Genomic DNA, 9,594 nt, shown 5'->3' with positions numbered 1-9,594 from the left:
GGTCTGGCGCGGGCCTGGGACGGACGCGCCAAGCGGCCCGTCGTCGTCACCGGATTCAGCCTGCTCGGGATGACCGGCACGGGCTCGGGGGGTGCCGTGCCGCCGGGGCGTTCGTTTATCACAGCCGGGGGCGTATAACGGCACAAGGCGCTCAAAGGCTTGTGTGATCGGATGATCAGGCATCGTATGCCTGGGATGCAGGAAATTCGCCTTCCTCAGGAGGACAAGTGGGACGACTCTTCGGCACGGACGGCGTGCGCGGTGTCGCCAACGCGGATCTGACGGCCGAGATGGCGCTCGGCCTCTCCGTCGCCGCGGCACACGTGCTGGCCGAGGCGGGCACCTTCGCAGGCCACCGGGCAACGGCCGTGGTCGGGCGGGACCCGCGCGCGTCCGGGGAGTTCCTGGAGGCCGCGGTGGTCGCAGGCCTGGCCAGCTCGGGCGTGGACGTACTGCTCGTCGGTGTGCTGCCCACCCCCGCGGTGGCGTATCTCACCGGTGTGCTGGGCGCCGACCTCGGTGTGATGCTCTCGGCGAGCCACAACGCCATGCCCGACAACGGGCTGAAGTTCCTCGCGCGCGGCGGGCACAAGCTCGACGACGAGCTGGAGGACCGGATCGAGAAGATCTACGAGGAGCACCGCACCGGCGCTCCCTGGGACCGCCCCACCGGCTCCGGCGTGGGTCGGGTCCGGCACTACAACGAGGGCTTCGACCAGTACGTCGCCCACCTCATCGGCGTGCTCCCGAACCGGCTCGACGGGCTGAAGATCGTCCTGGACGAGGCGCACGGCGCCGCCGCCCGGGTCTCCCCGGAGGCCTTCTCCCGGGCCGGCGCCGAGGTCGTCACGATCGGCGCGGACCCCGACGGGCTCAACATCAACGACGGCTGCGGCTCCACCCACCTGGACCTGCTCAAGGCGGCCGTCGTCGCGCACGGCGCCGACCTCGGCATCGCGCACGACGGTGACGCGGACCGCTGCCTGGCCGTGGACCACACCGGCGAAGAGGTCGACGGGGACCAGATCATGGCCGTGATCGCGCTGGCGATGCGGGAGCGTTCCGCACTGCGCTCCGACACCGTCGTCGCGACCGTCATGTCGAACCTGGGCTTCAAGCTGGCCATGGAGCGCGAGGGTCTGACGCTCGTGCAGACGGCGGTCGGTGACCGCTATGTCCTGGAGGAGATGAAGGAGCACGGCTACGCGCTGGGCGGCGAGCAGTCCGGGCACGTCATCATCCTGGACCACGCGACCACCGGTGACGGCACGCTGACCGGCCTGATGCTGGCGGCGCGGGTCGCCGACACCGGCCGTACGCTCCAGGACCTCGCGTCCGTGATGACGCGGCTGCCGCAGGTGCTCATCAATGTGCCCGACGTGGACCGCACCCGCGTGGGCACCTCCGCCGACCTGGCGGCCGCGGTCGCCGACGCGGAGCGTGAACTCGGTTCCACCGGGCGGGTGTTGCTGCGTCCTTCGGGCACGGAGCCGCTGGTACGGGTGATGGTCGAGGCCGCCGACATCGATCAGGCGCGGTCGGTGGCGGGGCGGTTGGCGGACGCGGTCAAGTCGGCGCTGGGCTAGGGGAGTTGGGCGGCGCGCTCGCGCTGCCGGGTCCAGAACCACTTCTGGACCAGCAGCGTGAGCGTGCCCGCCAGGACGATCCCGCCGAGATTGGCGAGGAGCTGCCAAGTGGAGCCCCATGTCTGGGAGTAGTCCCGGTAGCTGAGGGCCACGGCGGCGTTCGCGGCGGCCGGGACGGTCGTCACCGAGATCGCCACCCCGATCAGGGCACCGGACTTGGCGGACGTGAGGGACAGGGTGCCCGCGATGCCCGCCAGGAAGGCGACCACGAACGACATCGAGTCCGGCTTCCAGATGAAGGCGGTGTTGGGTCGGGCCGCCTCCACCATGGACCTCTGGAACAGTCCGAAGGCGTCCAGCAGCCAACTGAAGCCCGCCGTCAGCACCATGGCGGCGGCGAACCCGGCGAGCAGCGCCCACAGCGACCGCCACACCAGGTGCGGAGCCTTCCGCACCAGCGCCGTCGAGATCCCCGCGAGCGGCCCGAACTCCGGTCCCACGGCCATCGCGCCCACGATCAGGATCGCGTTGTCCAGCATCACACCGCAGGCCGCGAGCATCGTGGCGACGGCCAGGAACGCGACGTAGGTGACGCTGAGCGTCGACTCCTCGTGCGTCGCGTCCGCCAGTTGCTCCCACAGCACCGCGTCCGCGCCCTCGCCCGGCGCCTCGTCCTCGGCCTTGTCGGCGCGCTTCGACAGCGACAGGTCGATGTTCTCGACGGCGATCGAGCCGGTGCGGTCCAGCTCCAACGCCCGTAGCCCGCCGATGAGTTCGTCACCGGCCTCGCGGGCGACGTCGCACATGACGACATCGCCGGCCGGGTTGCGGGCGGCGCCGGGCAGCACGACCAGATGCGTGGTGCCGACCGTCTTCTCGATCAGCCGAACCACGGCGTCGGTCGTATCGGGGGGCGTGATCAGACGGAGGTGCAGCATGGTGCCCTTTTTAACAGGCCGGTCTAGAGCTTGCGCAGCCGCAGTCGCTGGACCTTGTGGTCCGGGCCCTTGCGGAGGACCAGGGTGGCGCGGCCGCGGGTGGGGGCGATGTTCTCCACCAGGTTGGGCTTGTTGATCGTTCGCCACTGGGTGCGGGCGTAGTCGAGGGCCTCCTCCTCGGACACCTGGGTGTACCTGCGGAAGTACGAGTCCGGGTTCTGGAAGGCGGTCTCGCGCAGCCGCTTGAAGCGGTTGAGGTACCAGCCCTCGACGTCCTCGGCGTTCGCGTCGACGTACACGCTGAAGTCGAAGTAGTCGGCGAGACCGACCCGGGAGCGGCCGTCCTGGCCGGGCAGGGCGGGCTGAAGGACGTTGAGCCCCTCGACGATCAGGATGTCGGGCCGGCGGACGACGAGCTTCTCGCCGGGGACGATGTCGTAGATCAGGTGGGAGTAGACGGGGGCGGTGACCTCGTCCTTGCCCGCCTTGATGTCGGCGACGAACCGGGTCAGTGCCCGGCGGTCGTAGGACTCCGGGAATCCCTTGCGTGACATCAGCCCGCGGGCCTGGAGCTCCTTGGTCGGCAGCAGGAAGCCGTCGGTCGTCACCCGCTCGACGCGCGGGTGCTCGGGCCAGCGGGAGAGGAGCGCCTGGAGCAGGCGGGCCACGGTCGACTTGCCGCCCGCCACGGATCCGGCGATCCCTATGACGAACGGGGTGCCGGACTGGGAGCCCTGTTCGCCCAGGAAGGTGTTCAGGGCGCCCCTGAGGCCGTCCGTGGCGCCGACGTAGAGGTTGAGGAGTCTGGAGAGCGGGAGGTAGATGTCCCGCACCTCGTCGAGGTCGATGACATCACCGAGCCCGCGCAGTCTCTCGACCTCCTCGGCGGTGAGCGGCAGCGGCGTCTTGTCGCGCAGCGCGCTCCACTCTGCTCGGGTGAGGTCGACGTAGGGAGTCGCCTCCGGCTTGTGCCGGTGGGCGCTCCGGGGCATCGGGGAGACCGGAGAGATCACAGTCCATTGTTAACGGAGTTTGAACGGGGTGGGGGGTGGGGTGGGTCACGTGGGCCGTCCGCCCGCGCTTCGCGCGTTCTCGATCATGGCCGGAATTTCCGAAATCGGGCACGAAGTGCCGTGTTCGGGCGGGCCTCGGCGCCTAGGCTGCGGCGCATGTGCGGAATCGTGGGATACGTGGGGTCGCAGTCGGCGCTCGATGTGGTGATGGCCGGGCTGAAGCGGCTGGAGTACCGGGGATACGACTCGGCGGGTGTCGCCGTGCTCGCGGACGGCGGGCTGGCGGGGGCCAAGAAGGCCGGGAAACTCGTCAATCTGGAGAAGGAACTGGTCGACCGGCCGCTGCCGGCCGGGTCGACGGGCATCGGGCACACGCGCTGGGCCACGCACGGCGGGCCCACGGATGCCAACGCGCATCCGCATCTCGACAACGCGGGGCGGGTCGCCGTCGTCCACAACGGCATCATCGAGAACTTCGCCTGTCTGCGGGCCGAGTTGGCCGAGCGCGGGCACCACCTCGCCTCCGACACGGACACCGAGGTGGTCGCGCATCTGCTGGCCGAGGAGTTCTCGGCGTCCGCGGACCTCGCGGAGTCGATGCGGCAGGTGTGCCGACGGCTGGAGGGCGCGTTCACGCTGGTCGCGGTGCACGCGGACGAGCCGGACGTGGTCGTCGGCGCGCGCCGGAACTCGCCGCTCGTCGTCGGTGTCGGCGAGGGTGAGGCCTTCCTCGCCTCCGACGTCGCCGCGTTCATCGCCCACACGCGGTCCGCGATCGAACTGGGCCAGGACCAGGTGGTCGAGCTGCGCCGGGACGGGGTGACGGTCACCGGTTTCGACGGCGCTCCGGCCGAGGTCCGCTCGTACCACGTCGACTGGGACGCCTCCGCCGCCGAGAAGGGCGGCTACGACTACTTCATGCTCAAGGAGATCGCCGAGCAGCCGAAGGCGGTCGCCGACACCCTCCTCGGCCGGATCGACACGGAGGGCCTGCTCACGCTGGACGAGGTCCGCATCCCGGTCCATGAGCTGCGGGAGATCGACAAGGTCGTCATCGTCGCCTGCGGTACGGCCTTCCACGCGGGCCTCATCGCCAAGTACGCCATCGAGCACTGGACCCGGATCCCGTGCGAGGTGGAACTCGCGAGCGAGTTCCGGTACCGGGATCCGATCCTGGGCGCGCGGTCGCTGGTCATCGCCATCTCCCAGTCGGGCGAGACCATGGACACGCTGATGGCGCTACGGCACGCCCGCGAGCAGGGGTCGAAGGTGCTGGCGATCTGCAACACCAACGGGTCGACGATTCCCCGGGAGTCGGACGCGGTGCTGTACACGCACGCCGGGCCGGAGGTGGCCGTGGCGTCGACGAAGGCGTTTCTGACGCAGCTCGTGGCGTGTTATCTGGTGGCTCTCTATCTCGGTCAGGTGCGGGGCACCAAGTGGGGCGACGAGATCCAGGCGGTCATCCGGGACCTGTCGCAGATCTCCGGTGAGGTCGAGCGGGTGCTCGAAACCATGGAGCCGGTAAGGGAGTTGGCGCGGTCGGTGGCCTCCAAGAACACCGTGCTGTTCCTGGGGCGGCACGTCGGGTATCCGGTCGCTCTCGAAGGTGCCCTGAAACTCAAGGAGTTGGCGTACATGCACGCCGAGGGCTTCGCGGCGGGCGAGTTGAAGCACGGGCCGATCGCGTTGATCGAGGAGGGCATGCCCGTGGTCGTCGTGGTTCCCTCCCCGCGCGGGCGGTCCGTGCTCCACGACAAGATCGTGTCCAACATCCAGGAGATCCGGGCGAGGGGCGCGCTGACCATCGTGATCGCGGAGGAGGGCGACGAGACGGTCCTCCCGTACGCCGACCACCTGATCCGGATCCCGGTCACCCCGACGCTGCTGCAACCCCTGGTCGCGACCGTGCCGTTGCAGGTGTTCGCCTGCGAGCTGGCCACGGCACGGGGCAACGAGGTGGACCAGCCCCGGAACCTGGCGAAGTCGGTGACGGTGGAGTAGCCCGTCGCGCTGTCGCCGTCGCGTCGCGGATAAGGTCTCCCGCCATGAAGAGACCCGAGTTGAAGGCTCCCTGGGCACACGCGCGTTGGGCGCAGGGAGCGATAGCGGTGGCGGCCCTCGCGGACGTGTACCGGGCGGTGGAGCTCAGGGCCGATGCCACGCACCGCACCGACGCGTCGCCCACCGCGTCGGGTACCGCGTCGATGGTCTTCGTCTACGCGACGACGGCGGCAGCCGTGCTCTTCCTCCTGTGGCTCGGCCGGTGCCGGCGCAACGCGGAGGTCCTCGCTCCCGGAACCGTGCGTGCGTCGGGTGTGTGGACCGTCCTGGCGTGGTTCATACCCGTCGTCAACTGGTGGGTGCCCCGGCGGTTCGTGCTGGATGTCGAGCGCGCGAGCGCCGATGCGTCGCGGAGGCCGCGCAAAGAGGCTCTGGTGAACGCCTGGTGGGCGGTCTGGGTCGCGCACTCTGCGGTGAGCGTGGTGGCGTTCTCGGTGGGCAAGGGAGTGGCGGTGCCGGCCCTGGTGGTGGCGGAGGGGCTCTCCCTCGGCGCGGCCGTCCTGGTGATCGGCGTCGTCCAACACCTCACCGGGCTGCAGGACCGACAGCCGTAGGGTGCTCCGCATGAGCATCATCGGGGTTGGTATCGATGTGGCCGAGATCGACCGGTTCGCGGCGTCCCTCGCGCGCACGCCCGGGATGGCCCAACGGCTGTTCCTGGAGAGTGAGTTGCTGCTGCCGAGCGGGGAGCGGCGGGGGGCCGCCTCGCTGGCCGCGCGGTTCGCCGCCAAGGAGGCGGTGGCCAAGGCGTTGGGGGCGCCGGCCGGGCTGCTGTGGACGGATGCCGAGGTGTTTGTCGAGGACAGTGGGCAGCCCCGGTTGAAGGTGACGGGGACGGTCGCGGCACGGGCGGCCGTACTGGGGGTCCGGTCCTGGCATGTCTCCTTGAGCCATGACGCGGGGGTGGCCTCGGCGGTGGTCATCGCTGAGGGGTGATCGCGAGTTTCTGTTTGCTGGTGAGAATTTCCTTAGGAGGCTGTGCGGCAGCTGCGAAAGAGCCTGGACAGGCCAATGAATAGGGTGCAGTCGATGGCTGGGGCGACTGGCAGGCGTTCATGCTGGTTAGCGTTTGGGAAACGTTCGTCGTCTGCGGCAGGGAGTACGACCAGTGAAGCGCAGGAGCATCCTGATGGGCATCGCCGCGGCCGGTGCGGTGCCGGTCGTCGCCTCGTGTTCCTCCGGGTCGGACACGGCGCGGGCGAACGCGGCGGGGCTGAGTGAGAGCAGCGGCCACATCAAGGAGGGCACCGCGATCACCGAGGTGTTCGGCAACGGGCAGCGGCTCACGGCCGTAGCGCTGAAGTACGACACGACCATCGACCGGTCGAAGGTGTCGATGTCGTCCTTCAAGGTCGCCGGTCGGACCGTCACCGACGTCTACACCAACACCTCGGCGGCCAAGGCCGGGCACGGGACGGACGGTGAGTACGTCATCATCGAGCTCTCGCCCGCCGACAAGGCCGCGGCGGTGTACGAGGATTCGTTCACCAATCCGTCCACCTCCTCGTCCCAGCAACAGCCCTCCGGCCAGCCGTCCGGGCCCCCCTCCGGGTCCGCCTCCGGGAAGAAGGGCGGCGGCATGTCCTCGGGGGCCACCCTGAAGAAGGCCGTGGCCACGGTGACCCAGACCGGGACCGTGACCACGACCGGCGGTGACGCGTACGCGGCGAGCAGTGGCAGCGTGAAGACCAGCAAGGTCGTCAATCTGGTCGTCGAAGACTTCCACCAGGGGCTCAAGTACAAGGACGCCGACACCGGCGCCTCCATCCAGTACAACCTCTTCGTGCCGAAGGACTACGACGAGAACACGTCGTATCCGATGGTCCTGTTCATGCACGACGCCGGCACCGTCAGCTCCAACCCGCTCATCACGCTCACCCAAGGGCTCGGGGCCGTGATCTGGGCGAGCCCGAGCGAGCAGGCCAAGCGTGCATGCTTCGTGCTCGCGCCGCAGTTCACCGGGGAGAGCGACGAGGGCAGCGACGGCAACGCGACCGCGCTGAAGACCATCAAGGGCCTGGTCGACTCGGTCACCGGCAAGTACAAGGGCATCGACACCGACCGGCTGTACACCACCGGTCAGTCCGGCGGCGCGATGACCTCGATCGCGCTCGACTTCACCTACCCGGACCTGTTCGCCGCGTCGTTCCTCGTCGCCGGGCAGTGGGGCGACCTGGACAAGGTCAAGCCGCTGGCCAAGCAGAACATCTGGGCCGTGGTCTCCCAGGGCGACGAGACCGCGTACCCGGGCATGACCGGGATCATGGACACGCTGGCGAAGCAGGGCGCGAAGATCAGCCGGGCCGTGTGGGACGGCCAGCTCACCCCCGCGGAGTTCGCCCCGCTCGCCGCCGAGGTCCGGGCCAAGAACACGCCGATCAACTTCACCCCACTGAAGAAGGGCACCGTGGTGTGGCCCGGGCTCGCGGAGTCCAGCGTCGACAACCACATCTGCACCTGGCGGGCGGCCTACACCGTCGAGGGCATCCGGGAATGGCTCTTCCAGCAGAAGAAGTAGTTTCGCGAGAGACTCGAACGCATGCGTATCGCGTACAGCGTCGAGACGGTCAGGGCAGCCGAGCAGAAGCTGATGGCTCGGCTGCCGGAGGGCACCCTCATGCAGCGCGCGGCGGCCGGACTGGCCGTCGCCTGCGCCCAGTTGCTGGGCCGGGTCTACGGCAGCCGGGTCGTGCTGCTGGTGGGGAGCGGGGACAACGGCGGGGACGCGTTGTACGCGGGGGCGCGGCTGGCCCGACGCGGGGCCGCCGTCACCGCTGTGCTGCTCGCTCCCGAGCGGACCCATGAGGGAGGGCTCGCGGCGCTGGTGCGCGCGGGCGGTCGTACCGTCGCGCCGGACGCGGCCGAGGAGCCGGTGCTCCGCGCCGACCTCGTCCTCGACGGGATCGTCGGGATCGGTGGCAAGGGCGGACTGCGGCCGGACGCCGCGCGGTTGGCCGCCCTTGCCGGGGACTCCCGGGGTGTCGTCGTCGCCGTCGATCTGCCGAGTGGGGTCGAGGCGGACAGCGGGGAGGTGCGGGGGGCGGCTGTCCGGGCCGACGTCACCGTCACCTTCGGGGTGCACAAGCCGGGGCTGCTGATCGATCCCGCGCGGGAGTACGCCGGGGCCGTACGGCTCGTCGACATCGGGCTCGGCGAAGGCGGCGAAGGGGGCGAGCTTCCGGACGAGCCCGCGCTGGAGGCGCTTCAACACGTGGATGTGGCGCGGCTGTTGCCCGTGCCGGGGGCCGAGAGCGACAAGTACCGGCGTGGGGTCGTGGGGATCGCCGCCGGGTCCGGGCGGTATCCGGGGGCGGCCGTGCTCGCTGTCGCCGGGGCGTTGCGGGGCGGCGCGGGGGCCGTGCGGTACGTCGGGCCGGCCGCGGACGCGGTGATCGCCCGGTTCCCGGAGGCGCTGGTGTCGGACGGGGGGCCGCGGAAGGCGGGGCGGGTGCAGGCGTGGGTCGTCGGGCCGGGGGCGGGGGACGACGCCGGCACCGTGGCGGAGGTGGTGACGGCCGAGGTGCCGGTGCTCATCGACGCGGACGGGTTGCGGCTGGCCGATCCCGACGCCGTGCGGGCTCGTAGGGCGCCGACGCTGATGACTCCGCACGCGGGCGAGGCCGCCGCGCTGCTCGGGGTGGCCCGGGAGGAGGTCGAGGGGGCTCGGCTGGATTCCGTACGGGAGTTGGCGGGGCGGTACGGGGCGACCGTGCTGCTCAAGGGGTCGACGACGTTGGTGGCCGACTCGGGGGGCGGGGCGGTGCGGGTGAATCCGACGGGGACCGGATGGCTCGCCACGGCCGGGAGCGGTGACGTGTTGTCGGGGCTCGCGGGGTCGTTGCTGGCGTCGGGGTTGTCGGCGTTCGACGCGGGGAGTGTGGGCGCGTATCTGCATGGGCTGGCGGGGAGGCTGGCCGCGGACGGGGCGCCGGTGGGGGCGCATGATGTCGCGGAGGCGGTGCGGGTCGCCTGGCGCGATGTGCGGGACTGACT

The 9,594-nt window shown here is 70.5% G+C and carries 8 protein-coding genes; 6 read left to right on the top strand and 2 right to left on the bottom strand.

The window, feature by feature from the left end:
- Positions 1-227: 227 nt before the first annotated feature.
- The gene (gene glmM, locus ABZT04_RS26825) at positions 228-1,586 is read left to right on the top strand and encodes a phosphoglucosamine mutase (protein WP_356059537.1); all 1,359 of its coding nucleotides are present in this window, start codon (positions 228-230) and stop codon (positions 1,584-1,586) included.
- On the opposite strand, the gene ABZT04_RS26820 is transcribed toward glmM, so the two are convergent.
- Both ABZT04_RS26820 and coaA read right to left on the bottom strand, forming a co-directional pair.
- Positions 1,583-2,524 carry a DUF389 domain-containing protein gene (locus ABZT04_RS26820; RefSeq protein WP_356059536.1) on the bottom strand — a complete coding sequence of 314 codons (942 nt, stop codon included), beginning with the start codon at positions 2,522-2,524 and terminating at the stop codon, positions 1,583-1,585. The genes glmM and ABZT04_RS26820 overlap by 4 nt on opposite strands.
- A gap of 23 nt (positions 2,525-2,547) precedes the next feature.
- Positions 2,548-3,516: a type I pantothenate kinase gene (gene coaA, locus ABZT04_RS26815; RefSeq protein ID WP_356059535.1), complete on the bottom strand. Its 969-nt coding sequence runs from the start codon at positions 3,514-3,516 to the stop codon at positions 2,548-2,550.
- Between the two features lie 177 nt (positions 3,517-3,693).
- On the opposite strand from coaA, the gene glmS reads away from it, so the two are divergent.
- From glmS to ABZT04_RS26790, 5 genes are all read left to right on the top strand, one after another.
- Complete coding sequence (gene glmS / locus ABZT04_RS26810; protein WP_356059534.1) at positions 3,694-5,541, top strand: glutamine--fructose-6-phosphate transaminase (isomerizing); 1,848 nt, start codon at positions 3,694-3,696, stop codon at positions 5,539-5,541.
- A gap of 44 nt (positions 5,542-5,585) precedes the next feature.
- Positions 5,586-6,155: a DUF4328 domain-containing protein gene (locus ABZT04_RS26805; RefSeq protein WP_356059533.1), complete on the top strand. Its 570-nt coding sequence runs from the start codon at positions 5,586-5,588 to the stop codon at positions 6,153-6,155.
- 10 nt (positions 6,156-6,165) lie between these two features.
- Positions 6,166-6,537 (top strand): holo-ACP synthase, encoded by a 372-nt coding sequence (locus ABZT04_RS26800; RefSeq protein ID WP_356059532.1) that lies wholly within the window; start codon positions 6,166-6,168, stop codon positions 6,535-6,537.
- 172 nt (positions 6,538-6,709) lie between these two features.
- Positions 6,710-8,119, top strand: coding sequence for a hypothetical protein (locus ABZT04_RS26795; protein ID WP_356059531.1), 1,410 nt, complete (start codon positions 6,710-6,712; stop codon positions 8,117-8,119).
- 21 nt (positions 8,120-8,140) lie between these two features.
- Entirely contained in the window at positions 8,141-9,592 is a 1,452-nt protein-coding gene (locus ABZT04_RS26790) for an NAD(P)H-hydrate dehydratase (protein ID WP_356059530.1), read from the top strand.
- Positions 9,593-9,594: the final 2 nt, after the last annotated feature.

Origin of the sequence: Streptomyces sp. NPDC005492, from assembly GCF_040605995.1 — a bacterium.
Taxonomy (GTDB): Bacteria; Actinomycetota; Actinomycetes; order Streptomycetales; family Streptomycetaceae; genus Streptomyces.
Note: the sequence above shows the minus strand (reverse complement) of the source record. Positions and strands in the feature narration are given on the sequence as shown.

What these genes read in the sequence shown, in the direction of transcription:
- glmS (WP_356059534.1), top strand. Translation starts at nt 3,694, where the DNA reads ATGTGCGGAATCGTGGGATACGTGGGGTCGCAGTCGGCGCTCGATGTG.
- ABZT04_RS26805 (WP_356059533.1), top strand. Translation starts at nt 5,586, where the DNA reads ATGAAGAGACCCGAGTTGAAGGCTCCCTGGGCACACGCGCGTTGGGCG.
- ABZT04_RS26790 (WP_356059530.1), top strand. Translation starts at nt 8,141, where the DNA reads ATGCGTATCGCGTACAGCGTCGAGACGGTCAGGGCAGCCGAGCAGAAG.
- ABZT04_RS26800 (WP_356059532.1), top strand. Translation starts at nt 6,166, where the DNA reads ATGAGCATCATCGGGGTTGGTATCGATGTGGCCGAGATCGACCGGTTC.
- ABZT04_RS26820 (WP_356059536.1), bottom strand. Translation starts at nt 2,524, where the DNA reads ATGCTGCACCTCCGTCTGATCACGCCCCCCGATACGACCGACGCCGTG.
- coaA (WP_356059535.1), bottom strand. Translation starts at nt 3,516, where the DNA reads ATGCCCCGGAGCGCCCACCGGCACAAGCCGGAGGCGACTCCCTACGTC.